18 protein-coding genes are annotated in these 17,877 nt (G+C 65.1%); 11 read left to right on the top strand and 7 right to left on the bottom strand.

The features are described from left to right. Positions 1 to 173 precede the first annotated feature (173 nt). On the bottom strand, positions 174 to 1,121 hold the full coding sequence (locus IM632_RS00090) for a LysR family transcriptional regulator (protein WP_296480712.1): 948 nt from the start codon (positions 1,119 to 1,121) through the stop codon (positions 174 to 176). Between the two features lie 168 nt (positions 1,122 to 1,289). Between IM632_RS00090 and IM632_RS00085 the strand changes: the two genes are divergently transcribed. The 3 genes from IM632_RS00085 to IM632_RS00075 all read left to right on the top strand — a co-directional run bounded on the left by IM632_RS00085 (position 1,290) and on the right by IM632_RS00075 (position 4,932). Then, entirely contained in the window at positions 1,290 to 2,132 is an 843-nt protein-coding gene (locus IM632_RS00085) for a nuclear transport factor 2 family protein (protein WP_296480715.1), read from the top strand. A 223-nt stretch (positions 2,133 to 2,355) separates the two neighbouring features. Then, positions 2,356 to 3,075 carry a low temperature requirement protein A gene (locus IM632_RS00080; protein WP_296480718.1) on the top strand — a complete coding sequence of 240 codons (720 nt, stop codon included), beginning with the start codon at positions 2,356 to 2,358 and terminating at the stop codon, positions 3,073 to 3,075. 234 nt (positions 3,076 to 3,309) lie between these two features. Then, the gene (locus IM632_RS00075) at positions 3,310 to 4,932 is read left to right on the top strand and encodes a hypothetical protein (protein ID WP_296480721.1); all 1,623 of its coding nucleotides are present in this window, start codon (positions 3,310 to 3,312) and stop codon (positions 4,930 to 4,932) included. Between the two features lie 22 nt (positions 4,933 to 4,954). Here IM632_RS00075 and IM632_RS00070 read toward each other — a convergent pair whose 3' ends face one another. From IM632_RS00070 to IM632_RS00055, 4 genes are read right to left on the bottom strand one after another with little or no spacing between them, the layout of a single operon-like run. After that, complete coding sequence (locus IM632_RS00070) at positions 4,955 to 6,133, bottom strand: ABC transporter permease (RefSeq protein WP_296480724.1); 1,179 nt, start codon at positions 6,131 to 6,133, stop codon at positions 4,955 to 4,957. A 12-nt stretch (positions 6,134 to 6,145) separates the two neighbouring features. After that, positions 6,146 to 7,315: an ABC transporter permease gene (locus IM632_RS00065; protein WP_296480728.1), complete on the bottom strand. Its 1,170-nt coding sequence runs from the start codon at positions 7,313 to 7,315 to the stop codon at positions 6,146 to 6,148. Then, positions 7,312 to 7,995 (bottom strand): ABC transporter ATP-binding protein, encoded by a 684-nt coding sequence (locus IM632_RS00060; RefSeq protein WP_296480731.1) that lies wholly within the window; start codon positions 7,993 to 7,995, stop codon positions 7,312 to 7,314. Before IM632_RS00060 ends, IM632_RS00065 begins: the two co-directional genes overlap by 4 nt. 23 nt (positions 7,996 to 8,018) lie before the next feature. After that, positions 8,019 to 9,017, bottom strand: coding sequence for an efflux RND transporter periplasmic adaptor subunit (locus IM632_RS00055; RefSeq protein ID WP_296480735.1), 999 nt, complete (start codon positions 9,015 to 9,017; stop codon positions 8,019 to 8,021). A 524-nt stretch (positions 9,018 to 9,541) separates the two neighbouring features. On the opposite strand from IM632_RS00055, the gene IM632_RS00050 reads away from it, so the two are divergent. Further along, positions 9,542 to 9,820 carry a hypothetical protein gene (locus IM632_RS00050; protein WP_296480737.1) on the top strand — a complete coding sequence of 93 codons (279 nt, stop codon included), beginning with the start codon at positions 9,542 to 9,544 and terminating at the stop codon, positions 9,818 to 9,820. Positions 9,821 to 10,027: 207 nt separating this feature from the next. Here the strand turns inward: IM632_RS00050 and IM632_RS00045 are convergent, their stop codons facing one another. Next, positions 10,028 to 10,684, bottom strand: coding sequence for an NAD(P)H-binding protein (locus IM632_RS00045; RefSeq protein WP_296480739.1), 657 nt, complete (start codon positions 10,682 to 10,684; stop codon positions 10,028 to 10,030). A 369-nt stretch (positions 10,685 to 11,053) separates the two neighbouring features. Here IM632_RS00045 and IM632_RS00040 point away from each other — a divergent pair, with 369 nt between their 5' ends. The 7 genes from IM632_RS00040 (at position 11,054) to IM632_RS00010 (ending at position 17,197) form a co-directional block, all read left to right on the top strand. Continuing rightward, the gene (locus IM632_RS00040) at positions 11,054 to 12,034 is read left to right on the top strand and encodes an AraC family transcriptional regulator (RefSeq protein ID WP_296480742.1); all 981 of its coding nucleotides are present in this window, start codon (positions 11,054 to 11,056) and stop codon (positions 12,032 to 12,034) included. A gap of 203 nt (positions 12,035 to 12,237) precedes the next feature. After that, positions 12,238 to 12,810: a cytochrome b gene (locus IM632_RS00035; protein ID WP_296480745.1), complete on the top strand. Its 573-nt coding sequence runs from the start codon at positions 12,238 to 12,240 to the stop codon at positions 12,808 to 12,810. Between the two features lie 124 nt (positions 12,811 to 12,934). Beyond that, positions 12,935 to 13,360 (top strand): DUF2147 domain-containing protein, encoded by a 426-nt coding sequence (locus IM632_RS00030; protein WP_296480747.1) that lies wholly within the window; start codon positions 12,935 to 12,937, stop codon positions 13,358 to 13,360. Positions 13,361 to 13,490: 130 nt separating this feature from the next. Beyond that, positions 13,491 to 14,510: a glutathione S-transferase family protein gene (locus IM632_RS00025; protein WP_296480749.1), complete on the top strand. Its 1,020-nt coding sequence runs from the start codon at positions 13,491 to 13,493 to the stop codon at positions 14,508 to 14,510. Between the two features lie 47 nt (positions 14,511 to 14,557). Beyond that, positions 14,558 to 15,529 (top strand): hypothetical protein, encoded by a 972-nt coding sequence (locus IM632_RS00020; RefSeq protein ID WP_296480751.1) that lies wholly within the window; start codon positions 14,558 to 14,560, stop codon positions 15,527 to 15,529. Positions 15,530 to 15,558: 29 nt separating this feature from the next. Beyond that, positions 15,559 to 16,371 carry an acetoacetate decarboxylase family protein gene (locus IM632_RS00015; protein WP_296480754.1) on the top strand — a complete coding sequence of 271 codons (813 nt, stop codon included), beginning with the start codon at positions 15,559 to 15,561 and terminating at the stop codon, positions 16,369 to 16,371. Then, positions 16,358 to 17,197 (top strand): fumarylacetoacetate hydrolase family protein, encoded by an 840-nt coding sequence (locus tag IM632_RS00010; protein ID WP_296521251.1) that lies wholly within the window; start codon positions 16,358 to 16,360, stop codon positions 17,195 to 17,197. Before IM632_RS00015 ends, IM632_RS00010 begins: the two co-directional genes overlap by 14 nt. A gap of 203 nt (positions 17,198 to 17,400) precedes the next feature. On the opposite strand, the gene IM632_RS00005 is transcribed toward IM632_RS00010, so the two are convergent. After that, the coding region (locus IM632_RS00005; protein ID WP_296551891.1) for a CocE/NonD family hydrolase C-terminal non-catalytic domain-containing protein at positions 17,401 to 17,877 on the bottom strand (477 nt) is incomplete at its 5' end.

Genomic DNA, 17,877 nt, shown 5'->3' with positions numbered 1-17,877 from the left:
CCGCCCTGAACCTCCGGGCAAGGCGGCGCCAGCGCATACCAGAGATACGAAAAGAAAGATCCGGGGCGAGCCCCGGTCCAAGCCAGGTTGGCGGGGTTGCGACCTTTTCGACGTGGGGTAGGGCTTTGGGGGACGCAGAGGCTCCCGGTTTGGGAACCTTGGACCGGTCGCCGTTATCCTGACGCCGATCCGGCGCTCCATTCCTCTAGAATCGGTTGCTGCATCAGGCGCTCGGCGAACCAACGGCCGGCCTGCCCCAGTTCATGGGCGCGGTGGGCCAGGGCGAAGCGGGCCTCGGGACGCGGCTGCTGGACCTCCAGTCGCAGCAGGGTTCCCCGCTCGAACTCGGGTCTGGCGAGGAATCGCGGCAGGAAGCCCACGCCCAGGCCCGCCCTCTGGGCCTCGAGCTTGGCCGCCATGGTGGGCACCGTCAAAGTCTCCTGGCCCGCCAGCAGGCCGTAGGTGCGCGCCGACCGGGCGCGGGAGCTGTCGGCGATGCTGACCGCGCGATGCGGCCGCACCTCCGCCTCGGAGAGGGGCGCGCCCTGCGCGCCGGCATGGCGGGCCAGGGGGTGGCCGGGCGCAACGGCGAAGTCGAAGGCGACCGCGCCAAGAGGGAACACGACATAGCCGCCTCCAGAGGGAATGCCCCCGGCGCCGAGCCCGGCGATGACAAGGTCCGCCCTGTCCTCGACAAGGGCCTCCCAGCACCCCTCCAGTGACTCCTCTGCGAGACGCACCCGCGTCCCGGACGCCAGCGCATAGAAGTCCATCAGGGCCGGGAACAGCCGTTGCACGCCCAGCAGGGTGTCGACGACGAGGCGCAGGTCGGCTTCCCAGCCGGCGGCGATCCGCCCGAGCCGACGCTCCGCCGCGGCGGCCAGCTGAAGAAGACGCCGGCCCTCCTCAAGCAGGTCCTGGCCCGCCGGCGTCAGGCGGGTGTGGCTTCGGCTCCGTTCGAAGAGCCTGACGCCCAGTTCGCGCTCCAGCTGGTTGACCGTGTAGCTGAGCGCCGACGGCACCTTGTGAAGCTCAGCCGCCGCCTTGGCGAACGACCCGCACCGCGCGATGGCGTCGACCACATGGATCGCGTCGAGCGACAGTACGGGGCGGGATCCCATGGTTCAAATTACCTGAAGAGAGTGTTCAATTCTCATCGCTTTTCTCCCTGGTGCAGGGCGCCTATCCTTGCCGAAACAGCCGATGGACCCAGCATGATCTCGATATCCCGGAAGATAGCCGTTTCCGGCGCGACACCGACATCTACCGGCGGATTGTGGCGAAGGCATGTGGTTTCCGCCCTGCTGGGAATCCTGGCGTGGCCGACCCTGGCGCTGGCGGGCGCGGATCCCGCCGCCGCCGCGCGCCAGACCGCCGCCCCCGACGCGCGCGTGGTGACCCTGACCTACCTGAAGTCCGCTCCGGGGAAGTTGAGCCAGCTCGAGCGCTATGTTCGGGCGAACTGGTTCGCGATGGACGAGATCGCGGTGAAGCGCGGCCTCTTCGTCAGCTATGTCTGGTTCGACACCGGCTCGGATGAGGGCCCCTGGAACGCCATTGTGATGGTGACCTATCGCGACGCCCGGGGGTTCGAGGGGATTGCGAAGGACTGGAGCGAGATCCGGGCTGCGCACCGGGAAGTGCGGATCGACGGTGCGAGGCAGGCCGACCTCGGACGCATTGTCGAGAGCCGCGAGGTGTTCGAGCGCGCGCCCTTCCTGAACCTGGCGGCGGCGATCCCGCCCCCCGGCGGGGCGGGACCGGACGCGGGGTCGGCCGATGAGGCGGCGATCCGCACCGTCGTGGGCAAGTACTTCGAGGGGGGCGTGACCGGCAAACCCGACCCGATCCGCGAGGCCTTCCTGCCGTCGGCGAGAATCGAGGGCCTGCGGGGGGACCAGCTCGTCACCTGGTCCTTCAATGAGTACGTCCGCTACTTCAACGGAACCCCCGCTCCCGGGGCGGAGCGGATCGAGCGAAACATCACCCGGGTCGCGATCCAGGGCGACAGCGCAACTGTTCAGCTGCGCCTGAGATTCAGCCCTGCGCAGGCGCTGGATGAGCAGCTCCTGCTCCTGCGCATCAACGGCGAATGGAAGATCACCTACAAGTCCTATGTCCCGTCGCAGTAGGGCTTGGCGGGAACCGGCTGCTGACCGCGCTTATCAAGAGCTTCGCCCCGGGACTGCGCGGTCCGCCCTTGTGACGTTGCGAAGGGACGTCCGTGTCGGATCTCGCGGGGGGCCCCATCCCGACACAGCCTCCACGTTCATTTGTGGGTAGAGGGCCAGGTACCGGTTGATCCAACCGTGCACCGACAGCATTCCGAACTCTGCCCCGCAGGTGAGCCTCAATGTGCCCCTCGGTTCGGCCTGGGCCTTTGGCGGAGGCCTCGCGGCCTTCAAACTGCTTCTGGCCGTAGCTTGTCAGAGCGAGCGCGGCTGGTCTGGTGCGGCGGGACTCATCAGGGTCTACTCAGGGCTTTACGCCGCTCAGGCCGGACTCTGGGCGCTCGGGATTGTGCTTCCTGGACCTGCGCGCTTTGTCGTCTGGGGCGTGGCCCTCCTTCTGGACCTGGCGTCGCCCTGGCTTGTCGCTCGGCAAACCACAACGGTTCCACCCCATCCGACGCACCTTCCGGAAAGATTTGGACTCTTCACCATCATCCTTCTGGGAGAGGGGATGGCGTCAGTTGTCCATGCCCTGGACCATGGCGATCCACTTCACCTGTCAGCTGTGATCGCCGCCTGTCTCGGGGCCGGGCTCAGCTTCCTCTTATGGATGGCCTACTTCCAGCACGTCAGGGGACACGGTGAGCGACGGATCGAGGATGCGGTGACCGGACGCCGTATGCGGCTCTGGGCCTATGGGCATGTTCCCCTCTACCTTGGCGTCGCCAGTCTCGCTGCCGGAACGGTCGCCCTCGCCACGCCTGGCGCTCTCTCGTCCCTGACGATCGGGCTCTACATCGGAGGGTTGAGCCTAGCTGGTGCAGGCCTGGTGCTTCTGGGTCGCGTCAGACCTCCTGCGTCCGACGCTCGCCCTGCGCCGGGCGTCGGGTCGCTTACCGTATAGCGCAGGGACAGGTTCTCTATCGGTTCAAACCGGCTCTGGTCGCAGGCCGGGGTCGATCCCAGCGCCCCGGCCGGGGAAGTCCCCCGTCGGAAAGAGGGTGCGTCTGGAACCTACGCCGTCGTCTTTCCCGCCCGCGCCGGGAGCGGGGTGATTCTGACAGCCTGCGGCTAGACTCATGGGGTCCCGGGGGTGATCCTCTTCCGTGGGCGATGTGGCCGAAACTCAGGGGGGAATATGAACACGATGCTTAGGATGGCGGCGCTGGGTCTCGGGCTGATTTCCCTCTTGACCGCCGCCGGGGCTGAAGCCGGGGGCTGGGCTCCGCCGCAAGCCGTTGTACCCCCGTCCGCTCTCCATGGCGTGCACGGCCTGGCGGTCCTCGACGACCGGCGCGTCCTTGCCGGCACAGTGGTGGGTAATGACATGTGGGAGGTGGACCGGGCGACCGGCGCGGCCAAGGTCTACATACCCGCGCCGGAGGGGCAGGCGGACGACATCGCCATCGGGCCGAGGGGCGAACTGGCCTGGACCTCCTACCTGCAGGGCGTCATCCGATACCGGGAGACGGAAGGCGCGCCCATCCGGGTCCTGGCGAAGGACCTGACCGGGATCAACTCTCTGGCTTTCGACATGAAGACCGGCCAGCTCTACGCCAGCCAGGTCTTTCTGGGCGACGCCATGTGGGAGATCGACGTGGCGGGGGTGAAGGCGCCCCGGCTGATCGCCAAGGACCTGGGGGGCTTCAACGGTTTCGAGGTCGGGCCGGATGGTCAGCTCTACGGACCCCTGTGGTTCAAGGGCGCAGTGGCCCGGATGAACCCCGCAAACGGCGCCGTCACCGTCCTGAACAGCGAGTTCCAGGTCCCGGCGGCGGTCAACCTCGACGGCAAGGGCAACCTCTGGGTGGTGGACACCCGGGCGGGGGACCTGAGCCGCGTTGACCTTGCGACGGGGCGCAAGACCACGGTGCGCAAGCTCTCCAGCGCCCTGGACAACCTGGCCATCGCCCCGGATGGGACGATCTACGTCTCGAACATGGCGGACAATGCGGTCCAGGCCTTCGACCCGGCGACGCGCGCCCTGAGAACCCTCTTGTCCGGCAAACTCGCCGTGCCTGCGGGCCTGAAGATCGAAGGTGACGCCGCCTGGGTTGCCGACATCTTCTCCTTCCGGCAGGTGGATCTAAGGACGGGGGCGGTCCGCGACATTCACCGGATGCAGGCCTCTGACCTCGAATATCCGTTCGCCGTGGGCCTCGGTCCCGAGAGGATCCTGCTGACCTCCTGGTTCAGCGGGTCGGTTCAGGTCCTCGGTCGCTCGGACATGAAGACCGTCGCGGTCCTTCACGGTCTCAGGGCTCCGATGGACGCCCAGTTCCTGCCGGATGGCGCCATCGCCATCACCGAGATCGCCGCCGGCGAGATCACCCTGGCCAGCGGCCCGGGCTACGCCACTCGCCGCACCCTGGCGAAGGGCCTGGCGGGGCCGACCCAGCTGGCTCTCGGGCCGGACGGCGCTCTCTATGTCAGCGAGGCGGCGGGCGCGATCCGCCGGGTGGACCTGAAGACAGGGGCGGTCTCCCTGGCGGTGGATGGCCTCGCCTTGCCTGAGGGCCTCGCCTTCACCCCCTGGGGCAGCCTGGTGGTCGCCGAGGCCGGCGCCCGCCGGTTGACGGAAATCGACCTCGGCAAGGGTAGTCGCAAGGTCATGGCCGACAACCTCCCGATCGGCCTTGCAGCCAGCCCCGGAACCCCGCCGCCCTATGCCGCCACAGGGGTGGCGGTGCGCGCTGACGGCTCTGTCTGCTTCACGGCCGACCTGGACAATGGGCTTTACTGTCTGGCGCGGGAGCCCTGATCCGCGCTTCGGCGCCACGCCATCACAGGGCCAGCAACGGTCTTTGGCGGGCCGCCCGGATCCCGGGCAGCATGCCTCCCACAAAGCCGATCACCAGGGCGAGCATGACAGCCTGCAGCACCAGCTCCGGTCCCATCTGCAGCCGGAACGCCACCTGGGTGAACCCCGCGCCCAGGGTGGAGGCGGACAGGCCATTGAACAGGAGGCCGCAGACCGCTGTTCCCAGGAGGGCGCCGATGAAGGAGAGGACCAGCGCCTCGCACATGGTGCCCATGAAGGCGGAGACGCCAGAGAGCCCGATCACCCTGAGGGTCGCGATCTCCGTCGCCCGGGCGGAGACGGAGGCGTACATGGTGTTCAGGGCCCCTGCCAGGGCGCCAATTGACATGATGATCCCAAGCGGCCAGCCGATATAGCGGATCAGCAGCCCCGACCGCTCCGCCTGGGCGGCGAAATAGGCCAGTTCGCTCTGGGCCTGCAGCTGGAGCCTGGGATCGGACCCGACATAGGCGGTGTAGGCGGCGAGGTCAGCCGGACTGTTCAGGGCGACCCGTGCGGTCTGGAAGCTCGAGCCGCGGTTGAACAGGCTCTGGACGACCGGCGCATCGGCCCAGAGCTCCGACTCGAAGACCGTGCCGGGCGCCTCGAAGACCCCGACCACGCGCCAGGTCTGGGCGCCGAAGCGGACCGTCTTGCCCATCTCGAAGCCGGAAAACTCCCGCAGGAGGCCTGCGCCCACCACGATCTCGTTCGACCCGGGTGCGAACATCCGCCCTTCCTTCAGCCGGACCTGCTGGCGCACAGCCAGCCCGTTGGGACCGATACCGCGCAGGGGCATGTTGGCCTTGGTGCCTGTCGATCGTTTGGTGCCGTCGACGATGAGAAGCAGCTCGGCCGAGACCAGGGGGCCGCCATCGGCTGCGGCGCGCACGCCGGGGCCTTGCCCCAGGAGATCGATCTGCTCCCGTGACAGCGTGCTGTTGATCTCCGACTGCGATCCATCCCTGAGCACGATGGCGACGTCAGGAGAGCCCGAGCCCTTGAGGGTCTGGCTGAAGCCGTTGGCAAGAGCGAGGAAGCCCAGGAGCACGGCCACGACCAGTGCAATCGACACGACGGTCGCCAGCGACATCCAGAGCCGCTGGGGAATCGACCGGATATTCATCAGGATGACGGATCCCGTCTGGTTCAGAAGGCTCACAGGGGGGACTCCTCAGCGTCGCCCGAGGGCGTCGATAATGTTCATCCTGAGGGCCGAGAGAGCTGGCGCGAGGCCGGTCACAAGACCCAGGAGCAGGGCAAGGCCCATGCCCGCCGCCGCGACCGGCGCCGTCATGGACAAGGCGCCAAAGGTCTCGCCGATGGGAGATCGGGAAAGACCGTTGAGCGCCAGGGCTGCGACTCCAAGGCCCAGAAGGCCGCCCAGTCCCGACAGCAGGAGAGACTCGCCCAGAACCATCCGCAGGACCCTGGGGCCCGGGAAGCCCAGCGTCTTCATCACGCCGATCTCCTTGGTGCGTTCCCTGACCGCGGAGACAAGGGTTGTTCCAACGATCATCAGGATCGCTGCGAAGGCCGCCGCCACGACCATCGTGATGATGAAGTTCAGATCGCCCGCCTGTTTGAGGAAGGCCCTGGAGAACGTCTTCTCATCCACGGTCGAGGTCTCGAAGGGTGAATTGGCGAAGGTGGCGTCAATCGCCTTGGCCACCTGGTCATTGATGTCGGGCGACGCGGTCAGAACGGAGATGGTGCCCACTGTATCCCGGCCGAAAGGGCGGATTTCGTTGAGGTAGTCGTAGTTGAAGTAAAGCGCGTTGGTGGGATCGGTGGGCTTGGCGCCGTCGAAGATCCCGACCACCTTCATGTCCCAACTGCGCGATCCGTCAGGCCGGAAATAGATATCAGAGCTGATCGGGATGGTCTGACCGACCCGCCAGCCGTACTGGTTGGCGAGGGAGCGTCCGACAATGACCCCGGTGCGCTCGCGGATGAAGGCCTCGCGTTCCCCCGGGCCCAGCTTGATCTGGTCGGCGAAGATGGCCGTGTAGGTCCCCGGGTCCACGGCGAAGCCTACGAACCGGCTTTGCGCCGGGTCACGGAAATAGGCGCCGAACCAGCTCTGGTGGGTCGCCGCGGTCACCCCCGGAATGGTGGCGATGCGGTTGAGGTAGGCGATCGGCAGGGACTCGGTGAAGTTGATCTTGTTGGCGACGACCATCCTGTTGCTGGCCGAACCGGTCTCCGTCGCGCGGTTGAGCGCCACGTTCACCCCCACCAGCAGGCCGAAGATCAGGAAGGCGATGAAGATGGAGATGATCAGCAGAACCGTCCTCAGCGGCTTCCGGAACAGGTTTTTCCAGACGAGATAGAGATCATTCACGCCGTCACCTCCACGAACTGGCCCTTGTCCAGGTGCAGGGTGCGGGTGGCGAAACGCGCCGCTTCAGGATCGTGCGTGACCATGATGATCGTCTTCCCAAGCTCGCGGTTCAGAAGCTGCAGCGTCGACAGGATGTCATTCGCCGTGGACCGGTCGAGGTCGCCGGTGGGCTCGTCGCAGAGCAGGAGCTTGGGGTCAGAGACGATGGCGCGGGCAATGGCGACCCGCTGCTGCTGACCGCCAGAGAGTTCCTTCGGCTTGTGCCGGGCCCGGTCCGCCAGATCCACGATCTTGAGGGCGGTGGTCACATTCTCCTTCCGTCGCTGCGCGGGCAGGGAGGTCAGGAGGAGGGGCAGCTCTACGTTCTGGGCCGCAGTGAGGATCGGCATGAGGTTGTAGAACTGGAAGATGAATCCGACGTTCCGGGCCCGCCAGGCCGTGAGCTGGCCCTCGGAGTAGCCCTCAATCCGCTCGCCGTCGAAGGAGATCTGCCCGCTGTCGCAGCGATCGGTTCCGCCGAGAAGGTTGAGCAGCGTGGTCTTGCCGGAACCGGACGGACCCATGATGGCGACGAAGTCACCCTTCGGGATGACCAGGTTCAGCCGATCGAAGATGCTGATGGACTCCTTGCCGCGGGTGTAGGACTTGCAGACGTCGGTCAGCCTGATGAACTCGGTCATGATGCGCTCTGGGTTGTCGGGGCTCAGGTCTTCGTCTCGATGAAGGTCACCTTGACGGCCATGTCGGGAATGATGCGCGCATCCCGGCCTTCGAAGGCGATGCGAACCCGGACGGTGGCCTTGTCCCGGCTGGCCGCCGGAATGGTCGCGATCACGCGGGCGGGCAGGCGGCTTTCCGGATAGGCGTCGAGGACGGCCTCGACCTTCTGGCCGGCGGATACGCGCCCGATGTACGCCTCGTTCACGTCCACCTCGATCTCAAGGCTGTCCATGTCCACGAGGGTGCAGATGCCGGTGCGCGTGAAGCCTCCGCCCGCGGAGAGAGGCGAGATGATCTCCCCCGCCTGCGCAGCCTTGTCGATGACGACGCCGGAGAAGGGCGCCCTTATCACATAGCGGCTGAGCTGCAGGCCGGATCGGTTGGCGTCGGAGCGCGCCGCTGCGAGTTGCGCTCTCGAAAGATCGAGCTGGGCCCGGGCGGACTCGCTGCGCGCGGTCGCCGCCTGCAGGACGGCCTCGCTGACATATCCTGACCTCGAAAGGCTCTCAGCCCTGGCAAGGGCCTGGCGCGCCTCTTCGAACTGGGCCTGAGCGGCCGCGACGGAAGCCTCGGCCGAGACCTTGCGGGCCATCGACGTCGCATTGTCGGCCTGTGCGATGGAGGCGTCGAGGACAGCGAGGACATCGCCCTTACGCACCACCTGCCCCTCTTCGACGCGAACCTCGACGACACGACCTGTGACTTCGGCGGCCACGGTGGCCCTCGACCTGGCGACCACATATCCCGAAGCGGTGAGCCCGCTGGCGCGAACCGGGCCCGGCGTGACGGGGACAGCCGGCGTGGCTGCGGGCTGAGGTTTGGGCTGCGGTCGGGCGAGCCATCCGACCGCACCACCCAGGGCGAGGCAAACGACGGCGACCAGGGCCGGAACCCTCCAGCCTCCAGAGGTCTCCGCCGCCCCTGCCGAGGTCGCCGGACCGAGCGTCAGGGATCTCAATAGCTCTGACTTGTCGTCGCTCATTCGGTTGGTTTCCTGGACCGGTCGCCGGTCTCTACGCCGTTTCCTGGTGGTCGCTCACGCCCCTCTGGGCCGCTGAACTTCGCGGGGCATTAAGCCCGAAGTCGAGACTGTCCGCCATAGCTGGGTTCCCATCGAGCGCGCATTGCAGGCTCTCGAGATCGGGAATGACCAGGTGATCGAGACACCTCCGCCTCGCCCTTCTGATCGCCCTTGCTGTCTCCGGCGGCTTCTCGGACCGTCTTCACGCCGCAACGCCAGGATCGGCCTCTCCGGCGAGCCAGGGCCTGGTCATCCGCGGTGCCGTCGACTTCGCCGCCCCGCCGGGACCGCGCCGGGACCACGCCTGGTCGAGGTGGAGAACCGGATCCTCGCGGATCGTCTCGACACCCTTCTGTCGCGCCTGATGGCGGAAGCCGGCCTGGACCTCCGACCTGCAGGGCGTCATCCGATACCGGGAGACGGAGGGCGCACCCGTCCTGGTCCCGGCGAAAGACCTGACCGGGATCAACTCTCTGGCTTTCGACATGAAGACGGGCCGGCTCTGCGCCAGCCGGGTCGTTCTGGGCGACGCCATGTGGGAGATCGACGTGGCGGGGGTGAAGGCGCCCAGGATGATCGCCAAGGACCTGGGGGGCTTCAAGGGCTTCGAGGTCGGGCCGGCCCGACCAGATCTCTATCGCCGCTCGGCCAACTGGACGCAGTATCGCGCCCTGCTGAACTCCGAGTTTGGCATCCGGATCGCCCGCGAGCCCGAGGAGGTCCGCCTGTCACTGCCGGGACATGACCTGCCCGTCGATATGTGAGAACCGGGCCGGACCCGAAAAGGGCGTCCCGGCGCAGATCGAGGCGACGCGCGCGAGGGACCATCCTCTTTCGCACCTTGGAACCGGCAGGTCGCGCCGGGCGGTTGGGACCCACCTGCCCTGATGGACGGGGAGGTGCAGCCTTGCCTTCTGTACCGAAGCGTGAGCTCGGTGCGCCTGTAGGCCTCGCCTCGTGAAGGATGGCTCCTAATGCCCGCCGGTGATCTCGAAGAACTGATTTTGCGACGAGGTGTCCTCTGCGGATTTCACCAGGAACGCCGCGACACCAGCTCTGGACACCTTTGAGAATGCGCGGTCATTGCTCCGAAGCGTTCGCGCAGCCTTGGAAGGTTCGTTGTCATCCAGGAGTGATGGCTGCACGATGGTCCAAAGATTCTTGCTGGATTCCAGAACTTTCTCCGCGCCCGTATGGTCCCGCATGCTCCACTTGATCTGAGTCATCTGGATCAACAGTCGGGCCCAGGCTGGATACTTCAGCCAGGTCTTGTTGGCGCCGGCTGAGCTCATGTAAACGATACGGACGCCCGGGCGATCGCGGAGCGCCGCCGTAAGCGCAGCAACTGCGCGGGTGCAGGTGTCGGGCGGGGAAATCAGGCGACTCCCGATTGGCGAGCGTGAGCTCCGGGTGATCCCTAAAGCGACGATAACCGCGTCGACGTCCTGTACCGCCTCCTTCAGTTGGGTGGGGTCGAATACGTCAGCTACCTTGATCTGAACCTTCGGTCTCGGCCGAAACTTGTTGCGGTCACGCACGACCGCGACAACATCGTGCCCCTTTTCCAAGGCCATCTCGACGACAAGTTCGCCCGTCAGCCCATTGGCCCCAAGCACAGCAATCTTCATTCTCGCCTCACTTTTGCGTGGCGGTCTTTCTCAAGAAGAGACCGCGAACACCCTGTAAGTGTTCATGTTTAAACTTGAATGGAGGATAGGCGGTTGAACTCGAGGGTCCATTCCCGAAGGTACAGATTGCACAGCCGATCGTCCTGGAAACGCCCGGGAGCCGATGGGACCCCGTGGCCAGCCGCGCCACGATCCGCTTTCCTGAGATTGGATGTACGATCTGCTGGGCGTCGCCGACAGAGCCGGTTCGCGCGGCAGTTGGCGGTCCAATGGGAGATACCAGCCCTTAAATAATGTCGAGCTCATGTTTCGAACCGGAAACCGATGACCACTTATCGGAGAAGGATTTCGGAGAGGGAGTTCGGCGCGATGGAGATTGGCGAGTATCCCGCAGGCGACGCCCTGAGCGCAGCTCTCACCGGACTTACCTTCGGCGGCTGGGTGGTCTGCCTGAGTGACCTGTCCGCGCCCTGGGGCGTCTCATTGCCTGGCGGACGCCTCGGGGCCGCGCACATCGTCCTTTCCGGTCGGTGCTTCGTGACCATGGCGGGCAGCGGCGCCCGGGTGGAACTTAACGAGGACGAGCTTGTCTTTCTCCCGGCGGACCGGGTCCACAAGGTCAGTGATGCGCCCGACACAAAGGCCATTGAGGCCAGTCAGATCGCGGGGCTGCAGATTGCAGATTCCTTCGCCCTTTCCCTGGCTCTCGGGGGCGGTGGTGAGAAGACCCGGATACTTACCATAAGCTTCTCGACCGGATCGGACCTTCACACCCAGATCTTCGCCGGCCTGCCCGAGCTCATCAGGCTGAGCCTGAATTCGGTCTCCAACCAAGCACAGTTGCGAGCCACGCTCCGGGCGATCGAGGTGGAGATGGCCACTGCGCATCCAGGCTATCTCGCCATCCTGAGGCGTTTGGCTGAGATCTTCTTTGTGCAACTGATGCGCGCAGTTTCGCTGTCGGATGTATCTGACCGGGGGTGGCTGTTCGCTCTGTCCGACCCCCGACTCCAGAAGGCCTTGGGCCTGATGCACAATCAGTTCGCCCGCCCCTGGCGCCTCGCCGACCTGGCCCGCGCCTGCGGCATGTCCAGAACCTCATTCTGCGACCGGTTTACTGAAAAGGTGGGTGTCCCGCCTATGACCTACCTGAACCGGGTGCGCATGAGTGAGGCCACCCAGCGGCTGAAGTCGCCCGGAGCGCGCATCGCGGATGTGGCTGAGCAGGTAGGTTATGCCTCCGCAGCAAGCTTCAGCCGGGCCTATCGCGACATTGTCGGAAGTTCACCCAGCGAGGTCTCCCGCTCGCCTGGGGTGGAACCCTTGTTTCCTGCGACCACCTCGTCCTGACCTGAGACGGGGGTCCGGCCCGTGGACGGGCTGTGCTTCGAGCGGCGCGGGCGCCGGGCGGTCACTTCCGGACGATTTGCGAAGAGACCTGTACCCTGAGAGATCGATTACTCGCCCGCTGGGGTGAGAGACTCCCTTCGGATTGGAGCCGACGCACCGCGAGCCTGCGGCGAGGCGTCCAAAGAGACCAGAGGTGAAGTCTGATGTCGGCGGATACGAGCGAGAGACTGTCGAGGATTTCGATTTTTCTTCACTGGACGACCGCTGGTCTTGTGATCGCGACTCTAGTGGCCGGGGCGCCGTTGGACGACATGCCGGATGGCGCGTCCCGCTGGGAAGCCATCGCGTTTCACATCTCGCTGGGATTGACGGTTCTGGCCTGGGGCCTGGCGCGGGGCCTCTGGCGCCTGAGTAACGGAATGCCCATTCCGCTGAAGGCCTACAATGCGGCGACGCGTCTTGTTTCAAAGGTGGTTCGCTACGGTATGTTGTTACTGAGCGTCGCCCTGCCTGTCTCCGGCATCTTTATGGCCGTCGAGAAAGGTTACGGGCTTTCATACTTCGGCTTCGAGATAATCAGGTCTGCCGAGACTAAGATTGCGACTGTGACAAATCTGCAGACGGTCCATCAGATCGGAGCTTGGACCATGGTCGCTTTCATAGGAATTCACGTCGCAGCCTCCCTGAAAGCCCTGCTTGTCGATCGCGACGGATCCTTCCCCCGGATGTTGGGGGTCACTGTTCGGTCGATCAAACCGTCGGACGCCCGCCGCTAAGGCGACGGCGCGCCGGACTAGGCTCTGTCGACTAAGGCTTGGGCTCACTGCCCCCCGAAGGTCGACTCACAACAACCGTAAGGAGAACAATCAGATGTCAAGAATTGCGAGGAACTCCCGGCGGATGGCCGGTTCCATGCTCGCCCTCGCAGGCGCTGTGGTGATGACAGCGGTGGCCACGGGAGCCGCTGCAGGGCAGTTGACGGGCGTCTGGAAGACGTCGGACGGCGGATACATGGAAGTCTTCAATTGCGGCCAGGCCGTGTGTGGTCGCATCTCCCCAACCTTGGGCGACCTGGCGGACAAGCAAAGGCCAGATGCGAAAAACAAGAATCCAGCCCTCCGAAATCGCAAGATTGGCGGGCTGCAGATCATGAGCGGTTTTGTAGCTGACCAGGGCCGGTGGACCGGCGGCAAGATCTACAACCCGAGGGATGGCAACACCTATACGGGCACACTGACCCTTCAGGCAGACGGAAACCTGCTCGTGAAAGGGTGTGTGGTTGCGCCTCTCTGCAGAACCCAGACCTGGTCTCGGGTGACGCCCTGATGTCGTGCCGGCCGAGAGCGGAGAGGCCTGCGGCAGGGTTGCTGCGGTCCACTAGATCGACGGCTATGGCAGCCGAGGCCTGGTGCAGCGCCGCTCTCGGAGGAGCGCGCCGGCAGGGGAGGCATCAGTCATGACCCTCCTTGTCACGGGCCTTGGCCTCTTGGGCCTTTCGGCCTTCTCATTCTGGTACGTCTGGGAGCGATCCCATCGAACGACGATGAAGATGCCAGCCGGCGTCGACCTGAGCCGCTCAGTACCTCATCGTCAGGAATTCGAACTTTATCACAACGTACTTTCGTTGTGTGCCCGAAAGGTACGTATCTGCCTCGCAGAATACAACATACCTTATGAATCTCACCATATAGATTTGATCGAGACCGGATCATATGAGGTCATATCGCGCAATTATCTCGCGATAAACCCTGGTGGTCTGGTACCTACACTGATCCATAATGGCCATCCGGTTTATGAGTCGGACTTCATCATCAACTATATCGCGGACAAGGCGACGGGGTCGAATACCCGGTTGACGCCAACAGATCCCGCAAAACGTGCGGAAATGGAGGTGTGGATCGCGCGGGCCTCCCTGATCGGTGAAGATGCGTCTCGGGACCATCAGCGGAGCGCCGGACAGTGCATTCCGCCCATGACGGTTCCACTTTTTGTGGCGTCCATCCGGTACATTCCCGTTGCGAAGATCCTGGAGGGACTGCTGTTCCATAGGTTGAAGGACAGGGCGGCCTTCTTCCTGATCTTCAAGCTTATCGGGCTGTCCGGGGTCGTACAGGTGACCCGCTTCAGACAGATCATCCAGTCAGCGCGCGACGCGATGGTTGGTCACCTTCGGGCGTTGGAAGATCAACTGGCGCTGACCTCCGGAGACTGGATTCTTGGGGCGGACTTCTCGCTTGCTGACGTATCCTGGATGTCTCTGCTGCACCGGCTCGAAGAAACCCGGTGGCTGACGCATATCCTGGGCAACCATGGGCTTCCCCGAGTGAGCGCCTATTGGACCCGGCTGAAGGGGCGCGAGAGCTATCGGTCCCAGATCACGGCCCTTCCGCATCCGATCATCGACCGCGGGATCGCCGACCTGAACGCAGCAATCACGAGAATACCCGGCTGGCGGGCGCTCTACGAAGGAAGCTGAGGGCGATGCCTCCGCGGGCCTTCCGCGATTTAAGGGAGAACTAAGCCATGTCGGTCCACATGATCTGCGCGTCCCACAGTCCGCTGATGGAGGCGTTCCAAGTTGAACCTCCGGAGCATCAGTCGGTGGTCGCCGCCTTCGAGGCGCGGGCGCGCCTCGTTGAGGCTTTCCAGCCTGAGCTCGTGATTGAGTTTGGCTCGGATCACCTGACGGGTTTCCACTACCATGTCCTTCCACCGATATGCGTCGGACTTTCGGCGCGTGCGGTGGCCGATATCGGGGGCTATCCCGGAGATCTGCGGGTTCCGATGGAGGAGGCTCGCGCCCTGGTGGCCCACCTTGGAGCATCGGACCTTGATGTCGCCATCGCCCATGAGATGGTGATCGACCATGGTTTTTCCCAGGCGCTGCATCGACTGACAGGGGCTATCGACCGTTACCCGGTCATCCCGATATTTCTTTCGGCGATCGCCGGCCATCGGCCTTCTCCTCGGCGAGCGCGGCTTTTGGGCAAGGCCGTCGGTGAGTTCGCTCGGGGTCTCGGGAAGCGTGTCCTGATTCTCGGCACGGGCGGTCTCGCCCACGATCCGAGTCTCGCCTTCCCCGATCTCGAAAATGCGCCGGAGGAGCACCGCGACTATCTGGTCCACGGGGCGGCGGCAGGTAAGCAGGCGACGGATCTCTGGCTGGATCGGGTCAACGGCCTGACCCTGATGGCCAGTCAGATGATCGCCAGCGGTGCGCTCGGCCCCGAACAGATAAAGCTGAACGCATCCTGGGATCAGGACTTTCTGGCCAGGATTTGTTCGGGTCGCCTGGACGAGTTCGATGACTGGACCACCGACCGGATGATCACAGACGCAGGCTCTGGCGCCGCAGAATGCCTGCAGTGGATCGCAGCGGCGGCGGCGGCTCAGGCGGCGGGGTGCGAACCGCCTGTCATCGATCTCTGCGTCCCCGTTCTCACCTACATCATCGGCGTCGGCGTCATCCACACGCCTCTGCCGGCGATTTCCTGATCATCGCTCAAGGGAGTTCTTCAATGTTGTTGGGTTGGACGCTGCCACAGACAAGTACGGGCCGGTCGTCGACTGTCAGTCCGCCCCCTTGGCACTACTCGGGCGAGGTGATCGCGGTAGAGTTCAGGGCCGACCCGGATCGGGTGGCCGCTCTGGCGCCGCCGGGGTTCGAGCCTGAGGCGGACGGCTCATGCACTTTCGTGTTCTGCGATTGGTGTTCCGCTGCAGATAGCGACCCGAGGACGCTGGCCGACCCTGCAAGAAGCCAGTATCGGGAGGCCTTTGTCATTGTGACGGGAGAATTCCGTGGGGTGCGGGCGAGCCGGATCCCCTTCATCTGGGTAGACAGCGAACTGTCGCTGTTGCGGGGTCACATCCAAGGCTTTCCGAAGCAGATCGGTCAGATTCACATGACCCGGCCCGTATCGATCGGCAAGGGCGGAGTCCGGCTTGAGCCTGGCGCTTCGCTCGGCGCGCACGTCTCCAGCCTTGGCCGGCGTCTGGCGACAGCCCGTGTCGAGTTGCATGAGAAGGTGGAGATTCCGCCCCTCGCCCTGTTCGCCCCTCCGCTCCACACACGACTCTTTCCGTCACTCAGTCGACCGGAGCCGGCGGTCGAGGAGTTCTCGATCGGTCAGGTTTCCAATGCAGCCTGGACGGATGTCTGGCGGGGCGCAGGAGACCTCAGCTTCGGTGAGTCTGAGTACAGCGAGCTGGATCAGCTTGCCCCTACGGAGATCATCGCGGGCTGGCGTCTGAATCTCGCCTTCTCGGTCGATGGCGCTGTGGAGTTTCCGATGATCTCCGAGACGGCACTGGAGCAAGACCATGAAGCTGTTTGAAGGGCCCCGTAGGGAACTGAGGCGTGTCTTCCATGAAGGCCGGGCAATGTTCGCGACGGTCGACGGCGACGAACTGTTGCTGGGAGACGGTCGGCGGCTCGACCCTGAGACCACGAGTCATCTTCCGCCCGTGGAGCCGCAGCTGATTGTCTGCATCCACATGAACTTCGAGTCCCGCCGACTGGAGTTCGGTCTGCCCTTGGGGACGGAGCCCTCCTACTTCATGAAGCCGCCAACCACTGTTCTCGGTCACGGGGGAACGGTGCGCCGGCCGGCGGGTTGCGAACTTCTGAATTTCGAAGGCGAGATCGCCGCCGTCGTAGGTCGACCGATGCGCAACGTGCCCGTCTCTGAGGCGTGGGATTACCTCGCCGGATTCGCCCCCGCCAACGACGTCGGCCTGCACGACTACCGCGAGACGGACGCGGGCTCCATGTTCCGGGTCAAGGGTCATGACGGGTTCTGCCCCATCGGTCCCGGGGTGGTTGCCGGAGTCGATATCCGCGATCAGGTCCTGAGAACCTACCGCAATGGCGCAGTCGTGCAGGAAGGTCCGGTTGGCGAGATGCTGTATGGCATTGATTACCTGCTCTCCGATATCTCCCGGCACGTCACCCTGCAACCGGGTGACATCGTCCTGACGGGTACGCCCGCGGGGTCCCGCCCCATGGCGCTCGGGGACGTGATGGAGGTCGAAGTGACAGGCATCGGTCGGCTCCGTCACACGGTGGGGGAGGCCCCTGCGCCCGTCCCCAATGTCGGGTTCCAGCCCGTGGCCAGCGAGATGTCCAGGGCCGTGGCCTTTGGCGGGGATTTCAAACGCTAGGATCCGCCTGACCGGGACGGCGGCTGGCCGAAATCGACCTCGAGGGGGCGGGCGGCAAGTCATCGCCGAGACCCTGCCCATCGGCCTAGCCGCGGACGCGCCCTGCCTTCTGTCCGGCGGAGGCGCAGGGCTCGAGTCCCTGCACTCAGGTAATTGAAGCCTGCGCCCGGGTCGGGATGAAACCCGGGCGCAGGCTTCGACCCTCACTGAGCAGTGAGGGGTAACTGCAGTTTGGCGCTGCCCAGGAGCACGGAGCCTGAGAGCGGCGGAGAGAAGGACCGGTAGGCCGGGAACGAGGCCCCAGCGACCACCAGCCCCGGCGCGCTGCCGGCGTCGAAGGCGTAGGCCAACGGCTCGAAGTTCACGCGCTTTGTCCCCGCTCCCGAGAGTGTGACCACCGCCTCGCGCAGCAGCCGCACTTCGCCGTCCGGCCGGCGGTCGACCAGCTTGACCACGATGTCGCCCGCACCAGCTTGCAGTACGGTCAGTTCGACATCCGCCGCGCCCAGCAGCAGCCTGCCTGCGGGCAGTGAGGCGCCCTTCAGTTCCACAACGTCAGCGCGTTCCAGCAGCGGTCGCTGATCCAACATGCCGGCGGGGGCCCTCAGGTGGTTGCCGCCCAGGGTTGGCGTGGGAGCGGCGGGGTTGAGCGTCAACGCACGCTCCGGCGCCGCCAGCGT

It is taken from the genome of Phenylobacterium sp. (genome assembly GCF_020402505.1).
Classification (GTDB): Bacteria; Pseudomonadota; Alphaproteobacteria; order Caulobacterales; family Caulobacteraceae; genus Phenylobacterium.
This window is presented reverse-complemented; position numbering and strand designations above follow the sequence as displayed.

Bases quoted from the DNA above. Each gene is read 5' to 3' on its own strand.
- IM632_RS00090 (WP_296480712.1), bottom strand. From the start codon at position 1,121: ATGGGATCCCGCCCCGTACTGTCGCTCGACGCGATCCATGTGGTCGAC.
- IM632_RS00075 (WP_296480721.1), top strand. From the start codon at position 3,310: ATGAACACGATGCTTAGGATGGCGGCGCTGGGTCTCGGGCTGATTTCC.
- IM632_RS00060 (WP_296480731.1), bottom strand. From the start codon at position 7,995: ATGACCGAGTTCATCAGGCTGACCGACGTCTGCAAGTCCTACACCCGC.
- IM632_RS00055 (WP_296480735.1), bottom strand. From the start codon at position 9,017: ATGAGCGACGACAAGTCAGAGCTATTGAGATCCCTGACGCTCGGTCCG.
- IM632_RS00050 (WP_296480737.1), top strand. From the start codon at position 9,542: ATGAAGACGGGCCGGCTCTGCGCCAGCCGGGTCGTTCTGGGCGACGCC.
- IM632_RS00045 (WP_296480739.1), bottom strand. From the start codon at position 10,684: ATGAAGATTGCTGTGCTTGGGGCCAATGGGCTGACGGGCGAACTTGTC.
- IM632_RS00040 (WP_296480742.1), top strand. From the start codon at position 11,054: ATGGAGATTGGCGAGTATCCCGCAGGCGACGCCCTGAGCGCAGCTCTC.
- IM632_RS00035 (WP_296480745.1), top strand. From the start codon at position 12,238: ATGTCGGCGGATACGAGCGAGAGACTGTCGAGGATTTCGATTTTTCTT.
- IM632_RS00030 (WP_296480747.1), top strand. From the start codon at position 12,935: ATGGCCGGTTCCATGCTCGCCCTCGCAGGCGCTGTGGTGATGACAGCG.
- IM632_RS00025 (WP_296480749.1), top strand. From the start codon at position 13,491: ATGACCCTCCTTGTCACGGGCCTTGGCCTCTTGGGCCTTTCGGCCTTC.
- IM632_RS00020 (WP_296480751.1), top strand. From the start codon at position 14,558: ATGTCGGTCCACATGATCTGCGCGTCCCACAGTCCGCTGATGGAGGCG.
- IM632_RS00010 (WP_296521251.1), top strand. From the start codon at position 16,358: ATGAAGCTGTTTGAAGGGCCCCGTAGGGAACTGAGGCGTGTCTTCCAT.